We start from the raw sequence: 24,072 nt of genomic DNA, 5'->3' as shown, positions 1-24,072 counted from the left end.
ATGATGGGATGAATCTCGGTCCACTCCCCCGGCAGTCCACGCTCGCCGACCAGGTGATCGCCCGGCTGCGCACCCAGATCACGTCCGGTGAGTGGCCGGTCGGCTCCCGCATCCCGACCGAACCCGAGCTGGTCGAACAGCTCGGCGTCGCCCGCAACACCGTCCGCGAGGCGGTCAGGGCGCTGGCGCACAACGGACTGCTCGACATCCGGCAGGGCTCCGGCACGTACGTGGTGGCCACCAGCGAGCTGGCGGGGGTCATGCACCGCCGCTTCGCGGACGCCGACCCGCGGCACGTCGCCGAGCTGCGCAGCGCCCTGGAGGCGTCCGCCGCGGGCCTGGCCGCCGTCCGCCGCACCGACCGCGACCTGCGCCACCTCGACACCCTGCTGGAGCGCCGCGAGCGGGCCTGGGAGTCGGGGGACGCCGCCGCGTTCGTCGACGCGGACGCGACGCTGCACCTGGCGGTGGTCGGCGCCTCGCACAACGACGTGCTGGTCGAGCTCTACGCGGACCTCGGTGACGTGCTGCGCGACTTCCTGCGCGCGGACGTCGGCGAGGTGCTGCGCCCGGAGCAGCACCTGGACCACGCCCGGCTGGTGGAGGCGGTCCGCGCCGGCGACGCGGAGGCGGCCTCCGCCGAGGCCGCCGGGCACGCCTTCCACTGCCGGGGGCTGCGCACCGCGTAGACCGGCAACGGCGGACGCCCGGCCCCGGACGCCGTCGAGGCGTCGGGACCGGGCGTCGCCGTCGGTCAGGAGCGGTACGCGTCAGGCGCGGTACGGGTCAGGCGCGGTACGGGTCAGGCACCGACCGCGTGCAGGCCGCCGTCGACGTGGATGATCTCGCCGGTGGTCTTCGGGAACCAGTCCGAGAGCAGGGCGACGACGCCGCGGCCGGCCGGGCCGGGGTCGGACATGTCCCACTCCAGCGGGGAGCGGTGGTTCCAGACGTCCGCGAGTTCCCCGAAGCCCGGGATGGACTTGGCGGCCATCGAACCGATCGGCCCGGCCGAGATCAGGTTGCAGCGGACGTTCTGCTTGCCCAGGTCGCGGGCGAGGTAGCGGGAGGTGGCCTCCAGCGCGGCCTTGGCCGGGCCCATCCAGTCGTACTGCGGCCAGGCGTACTGCGCGTCGAAGGTGAGGCCGACGACCGAGCCGCCGCCGTTGCTCATCAGCGGCAGGCACGCCATGGTGAGCGACTTCAGCGAGAACGCGGAGACGTGCATCGCGGTGGCGACGGACTCCCACGGGGCGTTGAGGAAGTTGCCGCCCAGCGCGTCCTGCGGGGCGAAGCCGACGGAGTGCACCACGCCGTCCAGGCTGCCCAGCTCGGCGCGGACGGTGTCCTCGAGCGAGCCGAGGTGCTCGGCGTTGGTCACGTCCAGCTCGATGACCTTGGTGGGCTTCGGCAGCTTCCTGGCGATGCGCTCGGTCAGGGTGGGCCGCGGGAAGGCGGTGAGGATGATCTCAGCGCCCTGCTCCTGCGCCAGCTTGGCGGTGTGGAACGCGATGGAGGACTCCATCAGCACTCCGGTGATCAGGATGCGCTTGCCTTCGAGAATTCCACTCATGGTGATCAGTGACCCATGCCCAATCCGCCGTCTACGGGAATGACGGCACCAGTGATGTATGCGGCCTCTTCGGAGGCGAGAAAGCGGACCGAGGAGGCGATCTCCGCGGTCTGCGCGTAGCGGCCCAGCGGAATCTGCCCGACGATCTTCTCGCGCTGCTCGTCGCTGAGCGTGCGCGTCATGTCGGTGTCCACGAAGCCGGGGGCCACGACGTTCACGGTGATGTTGCGCGAGCCGAGTTCGCGGGCGAGCGAGCGCGCGAAGCCGACCAGGCCGGCCTTGGAGGCGGCGTAGTTCGCCTGGCCGGCCGAGCCGAGCAGGCCCACGACCGAGGAGATGAGCACGATGCGCCCCTTGCGGGCGCGCAGCATCTTGCGGGCGGCCGCCTTGACGACGCGGAACGTGCCCGTCAGGTTCGTGTCCAGGACCGAGGTGAAGTCCTCGTCGGTCATCCGGAGCAGCAGCTGGTCGCGGGTGACGCCGGCGTTGGCGACCAGCACCTCGACCGGGCCCTGCTTCTCCTCGATCTCCTTGTAGGCCTGCTCGACCTGCTCGGAGTCCGTGATGTCGCAGCGCACCGCGAGGAAGCCCGCCGGCGGCTCGCCCGAGCGGTAGGTGATGGCGACCTTGTCCCCCGCGTCGGCGAAGGCCTGGGCGATGGCGAGGCCGATGCCCCGGTTTCCTCCGGTGACGAGAACCGAGCGGCTCAACGGATCACCCTTTCCCATAGTTGTGGCTATCACCACGAAACTATCGGTCCGGGCAGCAATACGAGGAACCGGCCCCGACAGGGGCATCCCGCTGTCCCTGTCGGGTCCCTACAGTCGGCGTTGCTACGCCTGGGTGCGGGAAACGGTCCGGCGGCGGCCGCGGAGGATCATTCCGACGGCTCCCGCGGCGAGCACGGCACTGCCGCCCAGCGCCGTCGTCAGGGTGCCGTCGCTGCGGCCGCTGGCCGCCGCGTTCTCGGCGACGAGCGAGGTGTCCCCGCCGTGGCCGTGGTGGCTGACGGTCGAGCGGCTCGCGCCGGCGGCGATCTGCCGCTCGTCGGGCGCGGCCGGGGCCGCGGCGGCGGAGACGCCCTGTCCGAAGACGACGTCGGAGCAGCCGTAGAACGCCTCGGGGCTGTCGGTGCGCTGCCAGACCTGGTAGATCAGGTGGCGGCCGGAGCGGCTGGGCAGGTTCGCGGTGAAGTTGTACGAGCCGCCGGTCGCGGTGGAGCTGGTGGTGTAGGTGGCGATCGGGGTGGTGTCCAGGTCCGACCACTTGAGGGGCTTCGTCGGGTCGTAGCCGGCCTTGGTGATGTAGAGGGTCATGACGCCGCGGTGGGGCGCGGTGACCCGGAAGCTGATGGCGCGCGAGCCTGCGGTGACGCTCGTGGCGGGCCAGTCGGTGCGGGCCATGTCGAGGGCCTTGTACTTGTCGCGGTTGGCCGAGCAGAGCTTGCCGTCGGGGATGATGTCGCGGCTGTGGCCGTCCGCGTTGGCGATGTTCACCTCGTTCCAGTCGTAGAGCGGCTGGGTGCCGCTCATGGTGACCAGGTCCTTGCAGACCTGCGACTGGGGGTGCTCGGGGCCTTCGGCGTAGCAGGCCGATATCCGGCTGACGGGGCCGCTGAGGGCGCCGTGCGCGCTCGCGGAGACCGGGGTGAGGGCGACGAGCGCCAGCGCGGCGGCGCCCGCGGCGCCGATCGCCGCGGCGTGGCGGACGGCGGACAGGCGGGGCGGGGGGACGCGGCGTGCCGGGAGGTGGGGGGTGGGCATGGGGGCTCCTTGTCGTGCTGTTGCTCAGGACTGCGCGGACAAAGGCGTGGGGGGCCAGCAGCCCTGAGCATAGGATTGGTCTGGACCAACGACAAGGGGGCGGCCGGCAAAGGCTTCTGACGGATCATCATCAACTCGCCGCGCGCAGCGGATATACCGTGGCCACGGGAGTGTCCGAGCGGCATGATTCACTGCGCGGACCTGTCGAAGCAGACCTGTCGAATCGGGCGAAGGGAGAGGCCGCTGTGCCTCACGAGGTCGATCAGTCATTCCTGGCGCTGCCGCTGCGGGCGCTGGCCGACGCGGCACTCGCCCGCGCCCGGGCGCTCGGAGCGGAGCACGCGGACTTCCGGTTCGAGCGGATCCGCAGCGCCACGCACCGGCTGCGGGACGCCAGGCCGTCCGGGACCACGGACACCACGGACACCGGGTACGCGGTCCGGGTCGTGCACGGCGGCGCCTGGGGCTTCGCGTCCGGCGTCGACCTGACGATGGACGCGGCGGCGCGGGTCGCCGGCCAGGCGGTCGCCATGGCGAAGCTGTCGGCGAAGGTGATCGCCGCCGCGGGCTCCGACGAGCGGGTCGAGCTGGCGGACGAGCCGGTGCACGCGGACAAGGTGTGGGTCTCCGCGTACGGGACCAACCCCTTCGACGTCCCGGACGCGGAGAAGACGGCGCTGCTCGCGGAGTGGAGCGGCCGGCTGCTCGCCGCGAAGGGCGTCGCCCACGCTGACGCGTCCTTGATGACCGTCCAGGAGAACAAGTTCTACGCGGACACCGCGGGCACCAGCACCACGCAGCAGCGGGTGCGGCTGCACCCGCAGCTCACCGCGGTCGCGGTGGACCCCGCCAGCGGCGACTTCGACTCCATGCGCACGCTGGCCCCGCCGGTCGGCCGCGGCTGGGAGTACCTGACGGGCACCGGCTGGGACTGGGACGCCGAGCTGGCGCAGATCCCGGAGCTGCTGGCCGAGAAGATGCTCGCGCCGACCGTGGAGGCCGGCGCGTACGACGTCGTCGTGGACCCGTCCAACCTGTGGCTGACGATCCACGAGTCGATCGGCCACGCCACGGAGCTGGACCGGGCGCTGGGCTACGAGGCGGCCTACGCGGGCACCTCCTTCGCGACCTTCGACCAGCTGGGCACGTTGAAGTACGGCTCCGCGCTGATGAACGTCACCGGCGACCGCACCGCCGAGCACGGCCTCGCGACGGTCGGCTACGACGACGAGGGCGTCGCCGGGCAGACCTGGGACCTGGTGAAGGACGGCACCCTGGTCGGGTACCAGCTGGACCGCCGGATCGCCAAGCTGACCGGCTTCGACCGGTCCAACGGCTGCTCGTTCGCCGACTCCGCCGGCCATGTGCCGGTGCAGCGGATGGCGAACGTGTCGCTGCGGCCGGCGCCGGACGGGCCGTCGACGCAGGAGCTGATCGGCGGCGTCGAGCGCGGCATCTACATCGTCGGCGACCGCTCCTGGTCGATCGACATGCAGCGCTACAACTTCCAGTTCACCGGCCAGCGGTTCTTCCGCATCGAGAACGGCCGGCTCGCGGGCCAGCTCAAGGACGTCGCCTACCAGGCCACGACCACCGACTTCTGGGGCTCGATGGAAGCCGTCGGCGGCCCGGAGACGTATGTGCTCGGCGGCGCCTTCAACTGCGGCAAGGCCCAGCCCGGGCAGGTCGCGGCGGTCAGCCACGGCTGCCCGTCCGCGCTCTTCCGCGGTGTCAACATCCTGAACACGACCCAGGAGGCCGGCCGATGAGCCCCCGCAGCACCGCTCCGCACGAGATCGTCGAGCGCGCCCTGGCGCTGTCCCGCGCCGACGGCTGCGTCGTCATCGCGGACGAGGAGTCCAGCGCCAACCTGCGCTGGGCGGGCAACGCGCTGACCACCAACGGCGTGACCCGGGGCCGCACCCTCACCGTCATCGCGACGGTGAACGGCGCGCAGGGCGCCGCCTCCGGTGTCGTCTCCCGCTCCGCGGTGACCACCGACGACCTGGAGCCGCTGGTCCGGGCCGCGGAGGAGGCCGCCAGGAACGCGGGACCGGCCGAGGACGCGCAGCCGCTCGTGGAGGGCACCGCGCCCTCCGCCCGCTTCACCGAACCGCCCGCCGAGACCTCCTCCGAGGTCTTCGGGTCGTTCGCCCCCGCGCTGGGCGAGTCCTTCGCGACCGCGCGGGCCGGCGGGCGGCAGCTGTACGGGTTCGCCTTCCACTCGGTGACCTCCAGCTACCTCGGCAGCTCCACCGGCCTGCGGCTGCGGCACGACCAGCCGACCGGCACGATGGAGCTCAACGCCAAGTCGCCGGACCGCACCCGCTCCGCCTGGGCCGGGGCCTCGACCCGCGACTTCAAGGACGTCGACCCCGGCGCCCTCGACGCGGAGCTGGCCCAGCGGCTCACCTGGGCGGAGCGCCGCGTCGAGCTGCCCGCCGGCCGGTACGAGACGCTGCTGCCGCCGTCCGCCGTCGCGGACCTGGCGATCTACCAGCTGTGGTCGTCCGGCGCGCGGGACGCGGCCGAGGGCCGCACCGTGTTCAGCAAGCCCGGCGGCGGCACCCGCGTCGGGGAGAAGCTCTCCGAGCTGCCGCTGACGCTGCGCAGCGACCCGTCGGCGCCCGGCCTGGAGTCGGCCCCGTTCGTCATCGCGCACGCCTCGGGCGACGAGTCCTCGGTGTTCGACAACGGCCTGCCGGTCGGGCCGGTGGACTGGATCCGCGACGGGGTGCTCAACCGGCTCCCCACCACCCGGCACAGCGCGGGCCTCACCGGCCTGCCGGTGACCCCGGCCGCCGACAACCTGATCCTGGACGGCGGCGGCACGAAGTCGCTGGAGGAGATGGTCGCGGCGACCGGACGCGGGCTGCTGCTGACCTGCCTGTGGTACATCCGCGAGGTCGATCCGTCGACCCTGCTGCTCACCGGTCTGACCCGGGACGGCGTCTACCTGGTCGAGAACGGCGAGGTGACGGGCGCGGTGAACAACTTCCGGTTCAACGAGTCGCCGGTGGACCTGCTCGGCCGGGTCGCCGAGACGGGCCGCACGGAGCGGACGCTGCCGCGCGAGTGGAGCGACTACTTCACCCGGGCCGCGGCACCCGCCATGCGGATCCCGGACTTCAACATGAGTTCGGTCAGCCAGGGCGTCTGAGGGCCCCTGCCAGGAGGATGGCGACGGTGGACGAGAAGCGGACGGTCAAGGTCTCGAAGTTCCTGGCCCTGGTGCTGCGGCACGATCCGGGGGCGGTCGGGCTGGCCCTGGACGAGGGCGGCTGGGTGGCGGTGGACGAGCTGATCGCCGCCTGCGACCGGGCCGGCCGCCGCTTCTCGCGCACCGAGCTGGACCACGTCGTCGCGACGAACAACAAGAAGCGGTACGAGTACTCGCCGGACGGCCGCCGGATCCGGGCCAGCCAGGGCCACTCGGTCCCGGTGGACCTGGGGCTGGCGGCGGCCCCGCCGCCCGACGTGCTCTTCCACGGCACGGCCACCACGACCCTGCCGCTGATCCTGCGGGACGGGCTGCTTCCGATGTCCCGGCAGGACGTCCACCTGTCGGCGGACGTGGAGACGGCCGTGCGCGTGGGGGCGCGGCACGGCCGTCCGGTGGTGCTGGAGGTGGATGCCGCCCGGCTGGCCGCCGAGGGCCATGTGTTCCGGGTCAGCGCCAACGGCGTGTGGCTGACCGACCGGGTTCCGGCGGCGCGGCTGCGGCAGCGCCCGGTCCAGCCCGACCGGGCCGCCGGCGTCAGGCCGTCCTCTTGCCCCTGACCGCCGCCCACAGTCCGTCGCCCACGGCGACCACCGCGATGGCTCCGAGCAACTGCAGCAAGTGCCGGGTCCAGTCGATACCACTGGTGTTGTTGACGCCGATCCACGTGGCCACGGCATTGCCCAGGACGCTGCCGAGCATGCCGAAGATCGCGGTCAGCCACAGCGGGATGGCCTGCTTGCCGGGCAGGATCGCCTTTGCGATCAGACCCAGAACCAGACCGACGATGATCGCCCACAACCAACTCATGTCACACGCCTCCTCGCGTTCAAGTGACAACGCACTCGTGTCGTCAGTCTGTGCCGAGGTGGGCTACGCCGCATGTCGGGGGCGTCCATACGCTGTACGAGGGGGTATGTCCGCCACTCGCCGGGCGGCCCCGGTCTCGAATGCGACGGACCCGCGGCGTACCGTGAGGAAGGCCTGGGGCGGGTCCCCGCAACAGAATTCGGTACGGCCCGAAGGGCCGAGCGGGCGGTGGAATGTGATGCGGAAGCACAGCGAGGGTCAGGTCATCCGGATCACCGGGGCCCGGACCAGCCTGACGCAGGACGTACAGGGCCGGCAGCGCCGTTACATCATCTCGATGCTGGTCCGTACCGCGTCGGTCATCGCCTGCGTGACCTTGTGGAACGTGCAGCGGCCGCTGGCCTGGGTCGCGCTGGTCCTGGGCGCTCTGCTGCCCTATGTCGCGGTGGTCATCGCCAACGCGGGACGGGAGAACGCGCCGTCGCTGCCGTCCACCTTCGTCCCGCCGCCGACCCGGCCGATGCTGGAGCGGGCCGTCGTGGAGGGCCGCGTGGTGCCGGGAACGGAACCTCAGGAGGGTCCGTACACCGGTCGGAACTGAGCCGCGGATGGCTGGAAACCTCAAGAAAAGCTCAGATCAATCATGAGGATCCACTCCTCGACCGGGGTGCGCGCGTGACATACTTCGTACGCGCTCCGCATCCCCCGTCGGAGCGACGGACCGACGCCGGGCGGCTCCCCCCGTGGCTGCCCGGCGTCGCCATGTTTACTGGCGGCTATGAACGACGAGACGCCGATCTGCTCGGCCAAGGGCTGCCGCACCACCGCCGCGTGGGTGCTGGCGTGGAACAACCCGAAACTGCACACCCCCGACCGCCGCAAGACGTGGCTCGCCTGTGACGAGCACCGGGAGCACCTGTCGCACTTCCTGGACCTGCGGGGGTTCCTGAAGGACACCGTGCCGTTCGACCAGTGGCGCTCCCCGGAGGACTCCGCGGAGCCGGCGGCGGCGCCCGATCCGGCGGGGCGGCAGGGGCCGGACGCGCCCTGAGGCGTCCTGATAGCGGACAGCCCACGGGTCCGGCCCGCGACCGGCCCGGGGGTCCGGCGGGGCCCTGGCGGGCCCTGGGGCCCTCCTAGCCGCCGATCGCCGACATCGGGCGGTCGGGCTGCAGGAACGACGGGTCGTCCAGCCCTGAGCCGGCCTTCTTGCCCCACATCGCGGTCTTCCACAGCGCGGCGATCTCCGCGTCGGTGGCGCCGGAGCGCAGCGGGGCGCGCAGGTCGGACTCGGTGCGGGCGAAGAGGCAGTCGCGGACCTGGCCGTCGGCGGTGAGCCGGGTGCGGTCGCAGGCGCGGCAGAAGGGGCGGGTCACGGAGGCGATGACGCCGACCCTGGCCGGGCCGCCGTCCACCAGCCACCGCTCCGCGGGGGCGGAGCCGCGGGCGCCGTTGGGCTCCGGGGTGAGCGTGAAGCGGGTCCTGAGGCTGTCCAGGATCTCCTCGGCGGTCACCATGTCGCCGCGCTGCCAGCCGTGCTGCGCGTCCAGCGGCATCTGCTCGATGAAGCGCAGCTCGTAGCCGTTCTCCACGGCCCACCGCAGCAGTTCAGGGGCCTCGTCGTCGTTGACCCCGCGCATGAGCACCGCGTTGACCTTGACCGGGGTCAGCCCCGCGGCGCGGGCCGCCTCAAGCCCGGCGATGACGTCCTGGTGGCGCTTGCGCCGCGTCATGGCCTGGAAGACGTCCGGGCGCAGGGTGTCGAGGGAGACGTTGACCCGGTTCAGGCCGGCGTCGCGCAGCGCGGACGCGGTGCGCCCCAGGCCGATGCCGTTGGTGGTCAGCGAGATCCGGGGGCGGGGTTCGAGGGCCGCGACGCGTTCGATGATGCCGACCAGGCCGGGGCGCAGCAGCGGCTCGCCGCCGGTGAAGCGGACGTCCTTGACGCCGAGGTCGGTGACGCCGATCCGCACCATCCGGACGATCTCGTCGTCCGTGAGCAGGTCGGGCTTGGCCAGCCACTGCAGGCCCTCCTCGGGCATGCAGTACGTGCAGCGCAGATTGCACCGGTCGGTCAGCGAGACCCGCAGATCGGTGGCGACGCGTCCGTAGGTGTCGATCAGCACGCGTTCCGCCTCCCTCGCGGGCACCTGATGCGCCCGCCACTCCAGCTTAGGACCACGGCGACCCACCGCGTATCGCCGCAGCGTACGCGATGGGCCCCTGAATGCAACAGTTTGTTGAAACCGCGGTGGAGGCGGCGGTCAGTGCGCGCCGGCGCCGGTCATGGAGCGCACCTCCAGCTCCTGGTACTTCTCCAGGTCCGGCTGCTCCTTGGACAGGACCGTGCCGAGCCAGCCGAGCAGGAAGCCCAGCGGGATGGAGACGATGCCCGGGTTGGCCAGCGGGAACCAGGAGAAGTCGCTGCCGGTGAAGAGCGAGTCGGAGGCGCCGGAGACGACCGGCGAGAAGATCACCAGGACGACCGAGGAGACCAGGCCGCCGTAGATCGACCAGGTCGCCCCCGAGGTGGTGAACTTCTTCCAGTACAGGCTGTACAGGATGGTCGGGAGGTTGGCGGAGGCGGCGACCGCGAACGCGAGCGCCACCAGGGCCGCCGCGTTGAGCTTCGTGGCGTACATGCCGAGCCCGATGGAGACCGCGCCGATCGCCACCGCGGCGATCTTCGCCGTGATGACCTCGTTCTTCTCGCTCACCTTGCCCTTGCGGATCACGTTGGCCCACAGGTCGTGCGCGAACGAGGCCGACGAGGCGAGGGTGAGGCCCGCGACGACGGCGAGGATGGTCGCGAAGGCCACCGCGGAGATCACCGCGAGCAGGATCGCGCCGCCGGTCGTGCCGGGGCCGCCGCCGACGTACTCGGCGAGCAGCGGCGCCGCGGTGTTGCCGGACTTGTCGCTCGCCTTGATCTTGGCGGCGCCGACCAGGGCCGCCGCGCCGAAGCCGAGGGCGATGGTCATCAGGTAGAAGCCGCCGATGATGCCGATCGCCCAGTTGACGGACTTGCGGGCGACCTTCGCCGTGGGCACCGTGTAGAAGCGGACCAGGATGTGCGGCAGCCCGGCGGTGCCCAGCACGAGGGCCAGGCCCAGCGAGATGAAGTTGATCTTGCTGGTGCTGTCGATGCCGTACTTGAGGCCGGGCTCCAGGAACTTGTGCCCCTGGCCGCTCTTGTCGGCCGCGGCGCCCAGCAGCGTGGACGGGTTCCAGTGGAACTTGTTCAGCACCAGGATCGTGATCAGCAGGGTGCCGAGGATCAGCATCACGGCCTTGATGATCTGCACCCAGGTCGTGCCCTTCATGCCGCCGATCGTCACGTAGAGCACCATGACGATGCCGACCAGCGCCACGATCAGCCGCTTCGGGCCCTCGCCGGTGACGCCGAGCAGCAGCGAGACCAGGGCGCCCGCGCCGACCATCTGGGCCAGCAGGTAGAAGATCGACACGACGATGGTCGAGGTGCCGGCCGCGGTGCGCACCGGGCGCTGGCGCAGCCGGTAGGCGAGCACGTCGGCCATGGTGAAGCGGCCGGAGTTGCGGAGCGGTTCGGCGACCAGCAGCAGGGCGACCAGCCAGGCGACCAGGAAGCCGATCGAGTAGAGGAAGCCGTCGTAGCCGACGAGCGCGATGGCGCCCGCGATGCCGAGGAACGAGGCGGCCGACATGTAGTCGCCGGAGATCGCCAGCCCGTTCTGGAACCCGGTGAAGCCGCGGCCGCCCGCGTAGAAGTCCGTCGCGTCCTTCGTCTGGCGGCCGGCCCAGACGGTGATGCCGAGGGTGATGACGACGAACACCGAGAAGAGCGTGATGATCAGGCCGCGGTGCTCGGACGCCGCCGCCTCGGCCGCCAGGTTGATCGTGCCGGTGGTCATGAGCGGTCCTCCAACGTAGCGCCGTTCTCCAGCCGCGCCTTGAGGGCTTCGGCCCCCGGGTCGAGGCGGGCGTTCGCGTACCGGGCGTATATCCAGGCGATGAGGAACGTGGTGAGGAACTGCGCGAGGCCGAAGACGAAGGCCACGTTGATGTTGCCGATGACCTTGGTCGCCATGAACCCGCCCGCGTAGCTCGACAGGATCACGTACAGCAGGTACCAGGTGATGAAGGCAATGGTCACCGGGAAGGCGAACACCCGGTAGGAGTGCCGCAGTTCGGCGAATTCCGGACTCGCCTCCACCTCGGAGTACGAAGCGGGGGTCGGCGGACCCGGGGTGGCGGACGGTGGTGCGGGATCCACGGTGCCTCCATGAGTGATCTGCGTCACGTCGATGATCGGAAACCGCATGTTAGAGGTGTGGCGGCAGGTGTTCAACAGGCCCGGGGGCAAAACCGCCGCCATCCGGAGCGGACCCGACACCCGGACGCGGGCGCTTCGTTGTACAGGGCGCCCAGCACCGTCGCCCGGCGGCCCCGACGCGGCCGTGACGCCAGTTCGAGGACAGCGCCCGTGAACACCCAGCCGAGTTCCCCGCCACCGGGTCCGCACCGACCGCCGTACGGCGCCGTCCGGCTGCCCGTCCCGGTGGCCGCGGCCCCGCCGCCGGCCGGCCGCGCGGCGCCCGCGCGCTGGTACGGACCGCGGGTGGTCATACCCCTGTTGAGCATCGAGGCGCTGCGGTCCGGCCACGGCGGTGGCTGACACGCCCGGCGCCCGAACGGGAATCCGGTAGGAATCCGGGATTTCCACCGGAATCCATTGATGGCACCACCAGTACGACGATAGTTTCCATCGTCATGTACCCGTCCAACGGCAACCGGGCCGTCGTGACGGGTTGTTGGACGATTGGAGATCCCATGGTTCCTCTTCACAGACGGTCCGGACGGCGTCGCGTGCTCGCGGCGACCGTCGGGATGGCGCTGGCCGCAGCGGTCGCCGTACTGCCGGGCGCCGCTTCGGTGGCCGCGGCGGACAGCCCGGCACCGGCGGACGGCCCGCTGCTGTCGTACGTGGTCAACACCAAGGTGGACCACGGCACCGTCAAGAGCGTCGAGCACGCGGTGGCCAGGGCCGGCGGGCAGGTGGTGATCTCGTACGAGAAGATCGGCGTCATCGTCGTCCACTCGGCGAACCCGGGGTTCGCCGCCGCGATACGCAAGGCCCACGGGGTCCAGACGGCGGGCGCCACCCGTACCGCCGCCATCGCCCCCGCCTCGACCACCGAACTGGGCGCTCCCGAGCGGCTCACCGCGGCCCAGGTCGCCGCGGCCACCGCCAAGGCGGGCCCCGCGCAGGAGCCGCTGGAGGCGAACCAGTGGGACCTGAGGGCCATCAAGGCCGACCAGGCCGCGAAGGTCAACCCGGGCAGCCGGAAGGTCACCGTCGGTGTCATCGACACCGGGGTCGACGACACCCACCCGGACCTCGCCGCGAACTTCTCCGCCGCACAGTCCGCGAACTGCGTGGGCGGCGTGGCCGACACGTCGCCGGGCGCCTGGCGCCCGTACGACCCGGCCAGTGACTACCACGGCACGCACGTGGCGGGCGAGATCGCCGCCGCGCGCAACGGCGTCGGCGTGGCCGGTGTCGCTCCCAACGTCAAGGTCGCGGCCATCAAGGTCAGCGACCCCGTCACCAGCCTGTTCTACCCGGAGAGCGTGGTCTGCGCGTTCGTCTTCGCGGCCGACCACGGCATCTCCGTGACGAACAACAGCTATTACATCGACCCGTGGCTGTACAACTGCCTCGCCGACCCGGACCAGCGGGCGATCGTCGACGCCGTCAACCGCGCGTCGAAGTACTCCGAGCGCAAGGGCGTGCTCAACGTCGCCTCGGCCGGCAACTCCGACGACGACCTGGACTCGGACGCGATCGTCGACGCGTCCAGCCCGGACGACAGCACGCCGGTCGAGCGCACCATCGACCCGCACAAGTGCTTCGACATCCCGACCCAGCTGCCCGGCGTCGTCACGGTCTCCGCGACCGGCGTGCAGAACCTCAAGTCGTACTACTCCAGCTACGGCCGCAACGTCATCGACGTCGCCGCCCCCGGTGGGGACAAGTACCAGATCCCGGACACCCCGGACAAGAACGGCCGCATCCTGTCCACCCTGCCCGGCAACACCTACGGATACCTGCAGGGCACCTCGATGGCCAGCCCGCACGTGGCCGCCGTCGCGGCGCTCGTCAAGAGCAAGCACCCGCACGCCACGCCTGAGCAGATCCAGTGGATCCTCAAGGCCGAGGCCGACAACCCCGGCTGCCCGACGGGCCTGTACGACCCGGACGGCAACGGAGTGCAGGACGCCACCTGCACCGGCCCGAAGCGGGTGAACAGCTTCTACGGGTTCGGCATCGTCGACGCCCTGGACGCCGTCACCAAGTGATCCGGTAGCGGAGACAGCACGACGGTTCACGACGACGCCGGGCGGGCCCGCTGGACGGGCCCGCCCGGCGTCCGTGTGCCGTCAGAACCTGATGATGGTCTTCAGGGCGGTGCGCTGGTCCATCGCCTTGTAGCCGCCGGGGACGCCGTCCAGGTCGACCTCCAGGTCGAAGACCGGGGACGGGTCGACCGCGCCCGACAGGACGTCCGGGAGCAGCTCCGGGATGTACGCGCGGACCGGGGCGACGCCGCCGCGCAGGGCGATGTTGCGGTTGAACATCTCGCCGAGGTCCAGGCCGGTGCCGCTGCCGTGCGGGACGCCGACGTAGCCGATGGAGCCGCCGTCGCGGGTGATGCCCACCGCGGTGCGCATGGACTGCTCGGTGCCGACCGCCTCGATGACGGCGTGCGCGCCCTGCCCGCGGGTCAGCTCGCGGACCGCCGCGACGGCCGCCTCGCCGCGCTCGGCGACGACGTCGGTGGCGCCGAACGTGCGGGCGAGGTCGGTGCGCGCCTCGTGCCGGCCCAGCGCGATGATCCGCTCGGCGCCCAGCCGCCTGGCGGCGAGCACCCCGCACAGGCCGACCGCGCCGTCGCCGACGACGGCCACCGTCGTGCCGGGGCCGACGCCGGCGCCGACGGCGGCGTGGTGGCCGGTGCCCAGGACGTCGGACAGCGCGAGGAGCCCGGACAGCAGGCGGTCGTCGGAGAGCGCCTCGGCGGGCAGCTTGACCAGGGTGGCGTCGGCGAAGGGCACCCGGACGGCCTCGCCCTGGCCGCCGTCGGAGCCGACCGAGCCCCAGAAGCCGCCGTGCACGCAGGAGGTCGTCAGGCCCTCGGCGCAGTAGGCGCACACCCCGTCGGACCACATGAAGGGGGCCACGACCAGGTCGCCGGCGGTCAGCCCGGACACCTCGGAGCCGGTCTCCTCGACGACGCCGAGGAACTCGTGGCCGATGCGCTGCCCCGGCTCGCGGGCGGCCTCGCCGCGGTACGCCCACAGGTCGCTGCCGCAGACGCAGGCGCGGACCACCCGCACGACCGCGTCGCCGGGCTGCCGGACCGCCGCGTCCGGGACGTCCTCCACCCTGATGTCGAACGGGGCGTGGATGACGGTGGCGCGCATGGGGTGTCCTTGGTGCTCAGTTCAATGGGGTGACCTCACGGTACGCCCGTGGCCCCGGTGCCGCGCGCCGTGGGTCCTGGCAGGTCAGGGCCTGGGCCAGCAGGTACTGGGCGGCGAGGTAGGTCAGCATGACCCAGAAGTCGTGGGCCGGCAGCCGCGGCCAGTCGGCGATGCCGGTGGCGATGAGGGTGTCGGAGAGCAGGAACAGCGCGCCGCCGGCCGCCGCCCGCGCGCCGAGCCCGGCGGCTCCGGTGGCCATCGCGGTCAGCAGCAGGCTGTAGCCCGCGACGGGGCCGCGCATCGACGCCTCCAGGCCGCCCCACAGCAGCGTGATCACCACCAGCCACACCACGGCGTACGCCGCCGCGCGCCGCAGCGCCGCCCGGCGGTCGGCGAAGGCGCCGTGCCGGACGAAGAGCACCAGGTAGCAGACGTGTCCGGCGGCGAAGGAGCCCATGCCGGCCAGGAACGCCAGGTCGCCGCCGATCTGCAGGGCGACGTCGCCGCCCCAGCCGAACAGCAGCGCGGCGATCAGCGGCCGGGGGCCGCCGCGGGCGGCGGCCCAGCCGGCCAGGACGGGCAGCAGGGCGGGCTTGGTGAGCTGCCGCCCCAGGTCCCAGCCCGCGAGGGTCGCGGCCAGGTGCGCGGTGCCGACGACGGCGAACGCCACGAGCAGCGCCCGCTCCGTACGGGCACGGCTCACGCGGCCCGCTCCCCGGTGGCCGGGGCGGCGGGGACGGTGACCGGCACGGTGGCCGGGGCCGGGGCGGGCTGCCAGCCGGGGCCGCGCAGCACGTGGCCGAAGCGGGCCCGCCAGGTGCCGGCGGCGGCCACGTCGCGGGCGATGGCCGCGTACTCGTGGGTGGCCACGCGCAGCGGGTTGTACGTGCCGATGTTCTTGGTGAGGCCGAACACCGGCCGCTCGGTCTCGGGCGCGAACGAGCCGAAGAGCCGGTCCCAGACGATGAGGATGCCGCCGAAGTTGCGGTCCAGGTAGCCGCCCTGGGAGGCGTGGTGCACCCGGTGGTGCGAAGGGGTGTTGAACACGTACTCGACGGGCCGGGGCAGCTTGCCGACCCGCTCGGTGTGCACGAAGAACTGGTAGACGAGGTTGACCGAGGAGCAGAAGGCCAGCGCCGCCGGGTGCACGCCCACGGCGATCAGCGGCACGTAGAAGGGCCAGACGGTCAGCGACGTCCAGGGCTGGCGCAGCGCGGTGGAGAGGTTGAAGTTGCGGCTGGAGTGGTGGACCACGTGGCAGGCCCACAGCAGCCGGATCATGTGGTGCCCGCGGTGCGACCAGTAGTAGAAGAAGTCCTGGCCGAACAGCATCAGCGGGAGCGTCCACCACAGCACCGGGATGTGCAGCGGGGTGATCGCGTAGACCGCGGCGTACACGGCGACGATGGGGATCTTCCACAGCAGGTCGAAGACCAGGCTGCCGAGCCCCATGGTGATACTGGTGGCGGCGTCCTTGGCGACGTATCCGGCGGCGTCCTCGTCGGGATGGATGCGGTAGCTCACCATCTCCAGGACGGTGAGCAGGACGAAGGCCGGTATCGACCACAGCACGACATCGGGCAGTTGCGGCATGGAGGCACGATAGGGGCGCCCGGGCGGCCACCGCTAGGGGTTGTTACCGACAAGTACGACGAGTGTTACGGCGGCCGTTACGGCAGCCCTCGCGGGCCGCGGCCGGTCAGCGTCCGGCCGGATCTCCCGGCGCCGCCTTCAGCGCGGCCGCCAGATCGGCCCGCTGCCGGATGCCGAGCTTGCGGTACGTGCTGGTCAGGTGGGTCTCGACGGTTCTGCGGGCGAGGTGCAGCAGCTCCGCTATGGCCCCGTTGCCGTGTCCCGCGGCGGCCAGTTCCGCTATCCGCCGCTCGCTGGCCGTCAGGGCGCCGGTCCCGGTGTGCGGACCGCGGCGCGGGCGGGCGCCGCCGTCCCGCAGCGCCTGCCGCGCGAGCCGCCCCAGCCGGACGGCGCCGAGCCGCTCGGCGCGCGCGGCGGCCTCCCGCAGCACGTCGCGGGCCTGCCCGGAGCGCCCGGCGGCGGTCAGGGAGCGGCCCAGGCCGAGCTGGGCGGTGATCAGCTCCGGCTCGGCGTCCGGGTCCTCGCGCAGCCGGGCGACGGCCTCCTCGATCAGTTCGATGCCGCGCCGGCCGCCGGTGGCCGAGCCGAGCGCGCGCAGGGCGCGCCCCTCGGTCCGGGCCGTGCCCCAGACCCTGGCCAGCCGCAGCTCCTCGGCGGCCAGCGGCACCGCCTCGCCGGCCCGGCCGGTCCGCACCAGGCTGTCGGCGGCGGCCGAGCGCCAGGCGGTGACGACCGGGCTCACGACGCCCCGGGCGACCTGCCGCCGGCCGCAGTCGTGCAGGTCCTCCAGCGCGCCCGCGTCGTCGCCCCGCGCGGCACGCAGCAGACCGCGCGCGTACAGGAACTCGCACCACTGCCAGGAGTGGTCGGGGCCGGGCCCGGCGAGCCGCTCGGCGAGCGCGGCCGCCTCGTCCAGCCGGTCGAGCTCGGTGAGCGCGATCATCGTCTGGGCGCCGACATGGACGTTGGCGGCGGGGTCCTGGTCGTCGACGAGCCGGGCGAAGTCGCCCCGCATGACGGCGGCCTCCGCCCGCACGCTCACCAGGCACTCGTGCCCCGGGTGCAGCACCGGCTCGCCGAGCGGGATGCGGGCGGCGAACCGCTCCGCCTCGTCGAGCCGGTCGGCCCACTGCGCGACGGTGGCCACCGACCCCAGGACGTACGGCTCCAGCAGCGGGTCGACGGCGCCGGGGGCGAGCAGCGGGCGCACCTGCTCCCAGGCCTGCTCCGCCGAGAGCAGGCCCGCGGCCGACTCGTACTCGGTGAGCATCGTCTCGGCCATCGGATCGGGGTCGCCGAGGTGCCGCAGCCGCAGCAGTTCCGAGATCATCTGCCGCCAGCTCTCGCCGTCGTGCGAGGCGATCAGCGCGGTCGCCGCCTGCACCGCGCCCAGCAGGTCCGGGCGGCCGGCGAAGCCGTCGGCGAGCTCGCGCAGCACCGCGATGGCCGCGGGCACCTCGCCGTGCGCGGCCAGTGCCGTGCCCAGCGCGTTGGCGACCCGCACCCGGCCGTGGCCGTCCTGCTGCACGCGCAGCGCCTCGGCGAGCCGCCGGACCCCGGCCGCCCGCTCGATCCTGACCTCCAGGCAGCCCAGTTCGGTCAGCACGCTGCCGCGCCGCTCGGTGGTGAGGGGCTCGTCCAGCGCCCGGCGCAGGTGCGCGACGGCCCGCGGCACGCCGTCCGGCCGCGAGCGGGCCTCCTGCGCGGCGGCCAGCAGCACGTCGGCGGCCCACGCCTCGCCGACCGGCGGGACGGGCAGCAGGTGTGCGGCGACCGCCCCGGCCCGGTCGCCGCGTTCGAGCAGCAGCCGGGCGGCGGCGCGGTGCGCCGCGTCCCGGCGCTCGCGCGGCAGGGTGTGCAGCACGGCGTCGCGCAGCAGCGGGTGGGCGAAGCCGACCGGCTCGCCGCCCGCGGCCAGGAAGCCGTGGTGGCGCAGCGCGGCGGCCCAGCCCGCCAGCCGGGCGGGATCGGCGCTCTCCGGCACCGCGCTCCCCGGAACGCCGCCCGCCGGCACGCCGCGGGCTGGCGCCGAGCGGAGGCGGCGCCGGCGCTGCCACTCGGCGAGGAGCCCGAGCGGGTCGTCCTCGTCCTGGACCAGCGCGAGCGCGCAGCCGGCGTCGGCGGTCTGCCGGCCCGCCGCGGCCAGCAGCCAGGCGACGGCGTCCGCGTAGCCGCCGGGGTGGAGTTCGGCGACGCTGGACGGGGTTCGCTCCGGCGGGCCGCCGGGGTACAGCTCGGCCAGGTCCTGCAGCAGGGCGTGCAGCAGCAGCGGGTTGCCGGCGGTCGCGGCGGCGAGGCCGGACGGCGCCTCACCGCCGAGCCGCTCGCGGGCGATCGCGTCGACGCAGGGCCCGCTCAGCGGCGGCAGCCGCACCGTGTGGACGAGCGAGGGGGCCAGGCCCCAGGCGATGCCGCGCGCCGCGGCCGTCATGTCGTACTGGTGACGCTCGGTCAGGATCAGCAGCAGCGGCAGCCGGTCGAGCCGGGGCACGAGCCGGGCGAACCAGGCGCGGGAGGCCGGATCGGCCAGATGGACGTCGTCGACGGCCAGCGCGAGCGGGACGCCGCCGGGCGACAGCTCCTCGACGCACGCGGCCTCGGGGGCGCCGTCCAGCAGCCGGTGCACGACGGCGGGGAGGTCGCCCGCGTCCCGGTCGTGCTCCGCGCAGCGGGTCCTGCGGACGTCCAGGCCCTGCCGCCGGGCCAGTTCGGCCGCGGCGTCCAGTAGCGCGGTCCTGCCGCTGCCGGTTGTGCCGCGCACCACCAGCAGGGCGCCCGAGCCCGCCTCGGCCTGCTCGGCGAGGCGCGCCGCGACGGCGAGCTGGTCGTCGCGTTCGCGCAGACCGAGCCGCTCCCCCACCGTGGCCACCGCACCCCTTCCGCCGCCGCGGTCCCAGGATATGCCGTGGTGTTGTCGTGGTTGATCTCGTGGTGGTCCACGATGGCCGGACACCCCGGGTGCGGCACTGTGGAGACGTAGCCGATCCACCGGGGGACCCCTCATGCACAGGCCGAGCCTGCCCACCGCGGTAAGCCTGGCCGTGCTTGCCCTCTCCGTGTTCGTGCTGGTGACGGCGTGCGGCACCACCAAGGACGCCGCCCGTCCGTCACCGACCCAGAACCTGCCGGGGCACGCCTCCACGCCCCGGCCCGGTGCCGCACTGTCCGTTCTGTTCCGGACGGTGCCGGCCCGCTAGACCGCGGCCCGCCGCGGTCCCACGGTCTTCCGGCGGCGGGGACTCCCCCGTATTCCCCGCCGCCGGAGGCAACTCCCCCGCCGTCACCACACGCGGACGGAGCCTCCCGGGGCGAACGCCGGGCTGGTCGCGTCGGCGGGCACCTCCCGCAGCGGTTCGGCGATCTCCGCCACGGTGGGCCCGGACTTCGCGGCGACCGCGTCCAGCAGCCCCAGGTCGAAGCCGTAGACCCGGGCCGCGTTGCCGCCCACGATCGCGGCGACCTCGTCCGCCGGCAGCCCGGCGAACGCGATCCGCAGGCCCTCCCGGGTGTAGGGGTAGGTCCCCTCGTCATGCGGGTAGTCACTGCCCCACATGATCTTCTCCAGGCCGATCCGGTCGCGCAGCGGCACCTCGTGCGGGCGCATGAAGCTCGCGCCGACGAAGCAGTTGTCCCGCCAGACGGCCTGCGGGCCCTTGCCCATCGACGCCGCCAGCCCGGTGCCGAACTTGGCCTCGGCGGTGGCCGCCCGGGTCGCGGCGCTCACCAGCCGCCCGTGGTAGTACTCCAGCATGTCGAGCACGGCGGGGATCCACCCCGAGCCCTGCTCGGTGAGGACCAGCCGCAGCCCGGGATGGCGCTGGAACGCCCCGCCGAAGATCAGGTGCCACAGCGCCCGGTGCGAGAACCACGTCGTCTCGACCATGAACACCGCGCGGGCCGCCGGTTCGTCACCGAGCGGCGGGGAGGCCGAGCCGCCGTGGTGGTTGACGGGCACATCCAGCTCGTCGCAGACCGCCCAGAGCGGGTCGTACACGCCCGAGTACAGTTCGGGGACGCCCGAGCCCGGTGGCGCGCCCGGCAGCAGGATGCCGCCGGTCAGCCCGTGCTCCTTGGCCCACCGCACCTCGCGGACCGCCGCGTCCACGTCGTTGAGCAGGATCTGCGCCACGCCCGCGCGCCGGCCCGGCGCCTGTGCGCAGAAGTCCGCGAGCCAGCGGTTGTGGGCCCGCAGCCCGGCCCAGCGCAGCGCGAACTCCTCCTTCGTGGGCGCGGGGGCCAGCAGCGAGCCGCTGGGGAAGAACGGCGGCACGGTGTTGGGGAAGACGACCTCGGCGACGATGCCGTCCGCCTCCAGCTCCGCGAGCCGGCGCTCGGAGTCCCAGTTGCGCGGCGCCTCGGGCGCGATCAGGTCCTCGTACGGGTTGACGTAGGTGGCTGCCCACGCGTCGAACTCCGCGTGCAGGCCGCTCTCCAGGTACGGCCGGTAGTCGAGCAGGTCGGCGCCCGCGTGGCAGTCCGCCGAGATCACCGTGTAGCGGTCGTCGGGTCCTGGGCCGGGGAGGGGTCCGGTGGGTGTCATGTGCCCGCCTCCATCCCGACGTACGGGAAGTCGTGCCCGGTCAGCCAGTGCCGCCCGGTGTCCCGGGCGCGCGCCCAGGACGCCTCGACGGCCTCCTGGTCGGCCGGCTGCCCCAGCTCCGCCGGGGTCGGGCCGATGCGGCGGGCGATGGGCGCCAGCTTCCCGGTGTCGAAGCCGAAGACCTCGGCGGCGGCCAGCCCCAGCATCTGCCGGGTCTCGGTGACCGGGATGTCGTGGAAGGTGTTGCGCAGCCACTCCCGGGTCGCCGGCCAGGTCCCCTCGGGGTGCGGGAAGTCGCTGCCCCACAGGATGTTGCCGACGCCGATCTCGTAGCGCTGGGCCAGCTCGCGCCGCTTGGTGTTGGTCGCGCAGATGAAGACCTGGCGGTCCAGGTACTCGCTCGGCGGGCGCTTCAGCTCGGCGAACGGCGAGAGCTTCTTGCCGCCGTGCGCGCCGAGGTAGAGCCGGTCCATGAACCACAGCTGGTTCGGCAGCCACCAGCAGCCGGACTCAGCGACGCCGAACCTCAGCCCGGGGAAGCGCTCAAAGACCCCGGCCCAGAGCAGGAACCACAGCGGCCGGGACGGCCAGAACGTCACCTCGCTGACGTAGATGCCCAGGTGGTCCCCGTACTCGTGGTGCGGGGCCGAGCCGGAGTGGGTGACGATCGGCATCTCCAGCTCCTGCGCGACCGCCCATACCGGGTCGTAACGGGCGTCGTGGTAGGCCGCCTTGTCGACCCAGCGGGCCGGGATCATCAGGGCGCCGAGGCCGGACTCCTTCGCCCGGCGGACTTCGGCCACCACCGCGTCGATCTCGCCGGTGATGGGCAGCAGCGCAACCCCGCAGCGGCGCTCCGGGCTGCGCTCCGCGCAGAACTCCGCCAGCCAGCGGTTGTGCGCCTGGGCGCCCGCCATGCCCAGCGCCGGGTCCTGGTCGCCGGAGAGCCCGAGGCCCACCCCGAAGGGGGCGGCGGTCTGGCTGTCGACGGCGTCGGCGTCCGGGAAGACGACCTCGGCCGCCACCCCGTCCCCGTCGAGCTCCTTGTCGCGCTGCGCGCTGTCCCAGCCGCCGCGCAGCCCCTCCTCGTTGTCGCTGAACCACTTCTGCGCGAACGCCTCGTTGCGCACCCCGAGCCGCGTCATCGCCTCGCGGCGCGCCTGGCGCTGCCCGAGGAACTCGTCGAAGTCCGCGTGGAACCTGCTGTCGAGGTACGGCCGGTACTGCTCCGTCGGCAGGCCCGCGTGGCAGTCCGAGGAGATGATCAGGTACGGATCCGTCATGATGTCTGCTGTCCCCTCGTTCAGTCGAGAATGAAGTTCTCGAGGTAGCCGGGGTTGGCCCGGTCGAGCATCGACCGCGAGCGCGCCCGGATCTGGGCGTCGCTGCGCTCGCTGGCCGGCAGTATCCAGAAGCGGTCCGCGCGGATGCCGTCCGCCACGAGGGCGGCGACCTCCTCCACGGGGGTGAACTCCACCTCGTGCCCGGCCTCCCTCATCGCCGCCTCCCACTGGTCGAGGCTGCGGTAGGGGGTGCGGCGCGGCGCGGACTTGGCGTACCGCTCGGGGCGGTTGCGGTGCGACTCCCACAGGCCGGTGCGGAGCATGTGGGGGCCGGGGAAGAGCACGGAGGCGCCGACGGCAGCGCGCTCGGCCTTCAGATGGGCGTACAGCGACTCCGTCATCGTGACCACGGCGGCCTTGGTGACGGCGTACACGGACGCGGTCGGCAGCGGGGCGATCCCGCCGTCGCCCGAGGAGGTGTTGACGACGTGGCCCGGCTCGCCGGCCGCCAGCATCCGGGGCAGGAACGCCTGGACGCCGTGGAAGACGCCCCACACGTTGACGGAGAACGCCCACTGCCAGTCCTTGGGGTCGTGCTCCCACATCCGGCCCTCGGCCCCGGAGCCGACCCCGGCGTTGTTGCACAGCACGTGCACGGCGCCGAAGGCGCGGTACGCGGCCTCGGCGAGCGCGTCGACCGACGCGCGCTCGCTCACGTCGGTGAGCTGCCCGACGGCCTCGGCGCCGCCCTCCCGCAGCCGCCCGACGGCCTTGTCGAGCGCGCCCTCCTCCACGTCGGCGAGGACGACCCGCAGGCCCTCCGCGGCGAACCGTTCCGCCATGGCGTACCCGATGCCGCTCGCGGCGCCGGTCACCACGGCCGTCTGTCCCGCCCGCAGCTCCATCAGGCCTCCCGCGGGGGTGCGTCGAGGAGCTGCTGCACGTCGTCGTAGCGCTGGTGCATGTAGGGCAGCAGCGCCTGCGCGCTGACCCGCTCGACGACCTGGCCCGACTGGTCGCTGGTCTTCTCGCCGATGGTGATGTCGACGAGCCGGCGGACCACGAGGTCGGCGACCGGGTCGTAGGCGGACTCGCGCAGCACCACGCTGCCGGTGACCGCCTCCAGCTTGCGCACCCGCTCGTGCCGGGTGCAGCGCACGAGCACCGGGTCGCCGTCGAAGCCGTCGCCGTCCACCGCCGGCAGGAACTTGAAGTAGAAGTCGGTCTTCTCGGTGGTGTCCGGCAGCGGCAGCGGGCCGCCGACCGCGCCGGCGACCTCGACGAACGCGATCCCGTGCCGGGCGAGTTTGGCCATCACGACGTCGCCGACCCGCTCCACGGTCACCTCGCCGAGCTTCTTCGGCTCGCCGAAGACCTCCCGGCCGCCGATCAGCGCCCGCTCGGTCGTCATGGGCATCACCAGCGGGTACCAGCCCTCGACGCCGTCGTGCCGGGCGGAGACCGCGACGGAGCCGGCGCCCAGCGGGTGCCCGAACAGGTCGACACGGCTGATGTTGACCCGCACCAGGGGCCGTTCGCCGGGCTTGAGCGGCGGCGGCAGGACCTGCGCCACCACGTCCGGGTCGGTCTCCCAGACCGCCACCACCCCGGTGGACCAGATGTCCGGGAGCTTGCCGCCGGCGGCCTTCGCCGCACCGATCTCCGCAGCGCTGCGCGGGCCGTACCGTACTCGCGTCATGTCGTGCCGCCCTTCGTTCATGTCAGTCACACGGGTGCGTCATGAGGGATTCGGGACGAGCTTCTGTAACACAGTTACACCGACGCGCTCGAAGGGTAAATAGGCGTGCACGGTCCACAATGGG

24 protein-coding genes are annotated in these 24,072 nt (G+C 72.9%); 9 read left to right on the top strand and 15 right to left on the bottom strand.

What is annotated here, in order from left to right:
* The first annotated feature begins 8 nt into the window (after nt 1-8).
* Nucleotides 9-689 (top strand): FCD domain-containing protein, encoded by a 681-nt coding sequence (locus ABZ721_RS21540; RefSeq protein ID WP_358790252.1) that lies wholly within the window; start codon nt 9-11, stop codon nt 687-689.
* A 113-nt stretch (nt 690-802) separates the two neighbouring features.
* On the opposite strand, the gene fabI is transcribed toward ABZ721_RS21540, so the two are convergent.
* The 3 genes from fabI to ABZ721_RS21525 form a co-directional block, all read right to left on the bottom strand.
* Entirely contained in the window at nt 803-1,573 is a 771-nt protein-coding gene (gene fabI / locus ABZ721_RS21535) for an enoyl-ACP reductase FabI (protein ID WP_358790251.1), read from the bottom strand.
* Nucleotides 1,574-1,578: 5 nt separating this feature from the next.
* Complete coding sequence (fabG, locus tag ABZ721_RS21530; protein ID WP_358790250.1) at nt 1,579-2,283, bottom strand: 3-oxoacyl-[acyl-carrier-protein] reductase; 705 nt, start codon at nt 2,281-2,283, stop codon at nt 1,579-1,581.
* Between the two features lie 123 nt (nt 2,284-2,406).
* A complete protein-coding gene (locus ABZ721_RS21525; protein WP_358790249.1) occupies nt 2,407-3,336 on the bottom strand; it encodes a lytic polysaccharide monooxygenase in 930 nt (309 codons plus the stop codon).
* A gap of 245 nt (nt 3,337-3,581) precedes the next feature.
* Between ABZ721_RS21525 and ABZ721_RS21520 the strand changes: the two genes are divergently transcribed.
* From ABZ721_RS21520 to ABZ721_RS21510, 3 genes are read left to right on the top strand one after another with little or no spacing between them, the layout of a single operon-like run.
* Nucleotides 3,582-5,105 (top strand): TldD/PmbA family protein, encoded by a 1,524-nt coding sequence (locus ABZ721_RS21520; protein WP_358790248.1) that lies wholly within the window; start codon nt 3,582-3,584, stop codon nt 5,103-5,105.
* Nucleotides 5,102-6,496 carry a metallopeptidase TldD-related protein gene (locus tag ABZ721_RS21515; RefSeq protein WP_358790247.1) on the top strand — a complete coding sequence of 465 codons (1,395 nt, stop codon included), beginning with the start codon at nt 5,102-5,104 and terminating at the stop codon, nt 6,494-6,496. The genes ABZ721_RS21520 and ABZ721_RS21515 overlap by 4 nt, the downstream gene beginning before the upstream one ends.
* Before the next feature lie 26 nt (nt 6,497-6,522).
* Nucleotides 6,523-7,116, top strand: coding sequence for an RNA 2'-phosphotransferase (locus tag ABZ721_RS21510; RefSeq protein WP_358790246.1), 594 nt, complete (start codon nt 6,523-6,525; stop codon nt 7,114-7,116).
* Here ABZ721_RS21510 and ABZ721_RS21505 read toward each other — a convergent pair.
* Entirely contained in the window at nt 7,094-7,366 is a 273-nt protein-coding gene (locus ABZ721_RS21505) for a GlsB/YeaQ/YmgE family stress response membrane protein (protein ID WP_358790245.1), read from the bottom strand. The genes ABZ721_RS21510 and ABZ721_RS21505 overlap by 23 nt on opposite strands.
* A gap of 235 nt (nt 7,367-7,601) precedes the next feature.
* Between ABZ721_RS21505 and ABZ721_RS21500 the strand changes: the two genes are divergently transcribed.
* Complete coding sequence (locus tag ABZ721_RS21500) at nt 7,602-7,967, top strand: DUF3099 domain-containing protein (protein ID WP_358790244.1); 366 nt, start codon at nt 7,602-7,604, stop codon at nt 7,965-7,967.
* Between the two features lie 177 nt (nt 7,968-8,144).
* Entirely contained in the window at nt 8,145-8,417 is a 273-nt protein-coding gene (locus ABZ721_RS21495) for a hypothetical protein (RefSeq protein ID WP_358790243.1), read from the top strand.
* A gap of 85 nt (nt 8,418-8,502) precedes the next feature.
* On the opposite strand, the gene moaA is transcribed toward ABZ721_RS21495, so the two are convergent.
* The 3 genes from moaA to ABZ721_RS21480 all read right to left on the bottom strand — a co-directional run bounded on the left by moaA (nt 8,503) and on the right by ABZ721_RS21480 (nt 11,669).
* The gene (gene moaA, locus ABZ721_RS21490; protein ID WP_358790242.1) at nt 8,503-9,492 is read right to left on the bottom strand and encodes a GTP 3',8-cyclase MoaA; all 990 of its coding nucleotides are present in this window, start codon (nt 9,490-9,492) and stop codon (nt 8,503-8,505) included.
* 138 nt (nt 9,493-9,630) lie between these two features.
* Nucleotides 9,631-11,259 (bottom strand): cation acetate symporter, encoded by a 1,629-nt coding sequence (locus tag ABZ721_RS21485; RefSeq protein WP_358790241.1) that lies wholly within the window; start codon nt 11,257-11,259, stop codon nt 9,631-9,633.
* On the bottom strand, nt 11,256-11,669 hold the full coding sequence (locus tag ABZ721_RS21480) for a DUF485 domain-containing protein (RefSeq protein ID WP_358790240.1): 414 nt from the start codon (nt 11,667-11,669) through the stop codon (nt 11,256-11,258). The genes ABZ721_RS21485 and ABZ721_RS21480 overlap by 4 nt, the downstream gene beginning before the upstream one ends.
* A gap of 162 nt (nt 11,670-11,831) precedes the next feature.
* On the opposite strand from ABZ721_RS21480, the gene ABZ721_RS21475 reads away from it, so the two are divergent.
* Both ABZ721_RS21475 and ABZ721_RS21470 read left to right on the top strand, forming a co-directional pair.
* Nucleotides 11,832-12,023 carry a hypothetical protein gene (locus tag ABZ721_RS21475; protein WP_358790239.1) on the top strand — a complete coding sequence of 64 codons (192 nt, stop codon included), beginning with the start codon at nt 11,832-11,834 and terminating at the stop codon, nt 12,021-12,023.
* Between the two features lie 155 nt (nt 12,024-12,178).
* A complete protein-coding gene (locus ABZ721_RS21470; RefSeq protein WP_358790238.1) occupies nt 12,179-13,708 on the top strand; it encodes a S8 family serine peptidase in 1,530 nt (509 codons plus the stop codon).
* Between the two features lie 81 nt (nt 13,709-13,789).
* Here the strand turns inward: ABZ721_RS21470 and ABZ721_RS21465 are convergent, their stop codons facing one another.
* The 4 genes from ABZ721_RS21465 to ABZ721_RS21450 all read right to left on the bottom strand — a co-directional run bounded on the left by ABZ721_RS21465 (nt 13,790) and on the right by ABZ721_RS21450 (nt 19,295).
* Nucleotides 13,790-14,833: a zinc-dependent alcohol dehydrogenase family protein gene (locus tag ABZ721_RS21465; RefSeq protein ID WP_358790237.1), complete on the bottom strand. Its 1,044-nt coding sequence runs from the start codon at nt 14,831-14,833 to the stop codon at nt 13,790-13,792.
* Between the two features lie 16 nt (nt 14,834-14,849).
* Complete coding sequence (locus ABZ721_RS21460) at nt 14,850-15,473, bottom strand: lysoplasmalogenase (RefSeq protein ID WP_358790281.1); 624 nt, start codon at nt 15,471-15,473, stop codon at nt 14,850-14,852.
* A gap of 59 nt (nt 15,474-15,532) precedes the next feature.
* Nucleotides 15,533-16,426, bottom strand: a complete 894-nt coding sequence (locus ABZ721_RS21455) for a sterol desaturase family protein (RefSeq protein WP_358790236.1) — start codon at nt 16,424-16,426, stop codon at nt 15,533-15,535.
* Between the two features lie 106 nt (nt 16,427-16,532).
* Nucleotides 16,533-19,295, bottom strand: a complete 2,763-nt coding sequence (locus ABZ721_RS21450) for a LuxR C-terminal-related transcriptional regulator (protein WP_358790235.1) — start codon at nt 19,293-19,295, stop codon at nt 16,533-16,535.
* 133 nt (nt 19,296-19,428) lie between these two features.
* Between ABZ721_RS21450 and ABZ721_RS21445 the strand changes: the two genes are divergently transcribed.
* Nucleotides 19,429-19,623, top strand: coding sequence for a hypothetical protein (locus tag ABZ721_RS21445; RefSeq protein ID WP_358790234.1), 195 nt, complete (start codon nt 19,429-19,431; stop codon nt 19,621-19,623).
* An 83-nt stretch (nt 19,624-19,706) separates the two neighbouring features.
* On the opposite strand, the gene ABZ721_RS21440 is transcribed toward ABZ721_RS21445, so the two are convergent.
* From ABZ721_RS21440 to ABZ721_RS21425, 4 genes are read right to left on the bottom strand one after another with little or no spacing between them, the layout of a single operon-like run.
* Nucleotides 19,707-20,966 (bottom strand): amidohydrolase family protein, encoded by a 1,260-nt coding sequence (locus ABZ721_RS21440; protein WP_358790233.1) that lies wholly within the window; start codon nt 20,964-20,966, stop codon nt 19,707-19,709.
* Nucleotides 20,963-22,249, bottom strand: a complete 1,287-nt coding sequence (locus tag ABZ721_RS21435; RefSeq protein ID WP_358790232.1) for an amidohydrolase family protein — start codon at nt 22,247-22,249, stop codon at nt 20,963-20,965. Before ABZ721_RS21435 ends, ABZ721_RS21440 begins: the two co-directional genes overlap by 4 nt.
* Nucleotides 22,250-22,269: 20 nt before the next feature.
* A complete protein-coding gene (locus ABZ721_RS21430) occupies nt 22,270-23,154 on the bottom strand; it encodes an SDR family NAD(P)-dependent oxidoreductase (protein ID WP_358790231.1) in 885 nt (294 codons plus the stop codon).
* Nucleotides 23,154-23,948, bottom strand: coding sequence for an acetoacetate decarboxylase family protein (locus tag ABZ721_RS21425; protein ID WP_358790230.1), 795 nt, complete (start codon nt 23,946-23,948; stop codon nt 23,154-23,156). Before ABZ721_RS21425 ends, ABZ721_RS21430 begins: the two co-directional genes overlap by 1 nt.
* Nucleotides 23,949-24,072: the final 124 nt, after the last annotated feature.

It is taken from the genome of Streptomyces sp. NPDC006733, assembly GCF_040636125.1.
Classification (GTDB): domain Bacteria; phylum Actinomycetota; class Actinomycetes; order Streptomycetales; family Streptomycetaceae; genus Actinacidiphila.
Note: the sequence above shows the minus strand (reverse complement) of the source record. Positions and strands in the feature narration are given on the sequence as shown.

Bases quoted from the DNA above. Each gene is read 5' to 3' on its own strand.
- ABZ721_RS21540 (WP_358790252.1), top strand. From the start codon at position 9: ATGAATCTCGGTCCACTCCCCCGGCAGTCCACGCTCGCCGACCAGGTG.
- fabI (WP_358790251.1), bottom strand. From the start codon at position 1,573: ATGAGTGGAATTCTCGAAGGCAAGCGCATCCTGATCACCGGAGTGCTG.
- ABZ721_RS21525 (WP_358790249.1), bottom strand. From the start codon at position 3,336: ATGCCCACCCCCCACCTCCCGGCACGCCGCGTCCCCCCGCCCCGCCTG.
- ABZ721_RS21515 (WP_358790247.1), top strand. From the start codon at position 5,102: ATGAGCCCCCGCAGCACCGCTCCGCACGAGATCGTCGAGCGCGCCCTG.
- ABZ721_RS21505 (WP_358790245.1), bottom strand. From the start codon at position 7,366: ATGAGTTGGTTGTGGGCGATCATCGTCGGTCTGGTTCTGGGTCTGATC.
- ABZ721_RS21495 (WP_358790243.1), top strand. From the start codon at position 8,145: ATGAACGACGAGACGCCGATCTGCTCGGCCAAGGGCTGCCGCACCACC.
- ABZ721_RS21485 (WP_358790241.1), bottom strand. From the start codon at position 11,259: ATGACCACCGGCACGATCAACCTGGCGGCCGAGGCGGCGGCGTCCGAG.
- ABZ721_RS21480 (WP_358790240.1), bottom strand. From the start codon at position 11,669: ATGCGGTTTCCGATCATCGACGTGACGCAGATCACTCATGGAGGCACC.
- ABZ721_RS21470 (WP_358790238.1), top strand. From the start codon at position 12,179: ATGGTTCCTCTTCACAGACGGTCCGGACGGCGTCGCGTGCTCGCGGCG.
- ABZ721_RS21465 (WP_358790237.1), bottom strand. From the start codon at position 14,833: ATGCGCGCCACCGTCATCCACGCCCCGTTCGACATCAGGGTGGAGGAC.
- ABZ721_RS21455 (WP_358790236.1), bottom strand. From the start codon at position 16,426: ATGCCGCAACTGCCCGATGTCGTGCTGTGGTCGATACCGGCCTTCGTC.
- ABZ721_RS21445 (WP_358790234.1), top strand. From the start codon at position 19,429: ATGCACAGGCCGAGCCTGCCCACCGCGGTAAGCCTGGCCGTGCTTGCC.
- ABZ721_RS21440 (WP_358790233.1), bottom strand. From the start codon at position 20,966: ATGACACCCACCGGACCCCTCCCCGGCCCAGGACCCGACGACCGCTAC.
- ABZ721_RS21435 (WP_358790232.1), bottom strand. From the start codon at position 22,249: ATGACGGATCCGTACCTGATCATCTCCTCGGACTGCCACGCGGGCCTG.
- ABZ721_RS21430 (WP_358790231.1), bottom strand. From the start codon at position 23,154: ATGGAGCTGCGGGCGGGACAGACGGCCGTGGTGACCGGCGCCGCGAGC.
- ABZ721_RS21425 (WP_358790230.1), bottom strand. From the start codon at position 23,948: ATGACGCGAGTACGGTACGGCCCGCGCAGCGCTGCGGAGATCGGTGCG.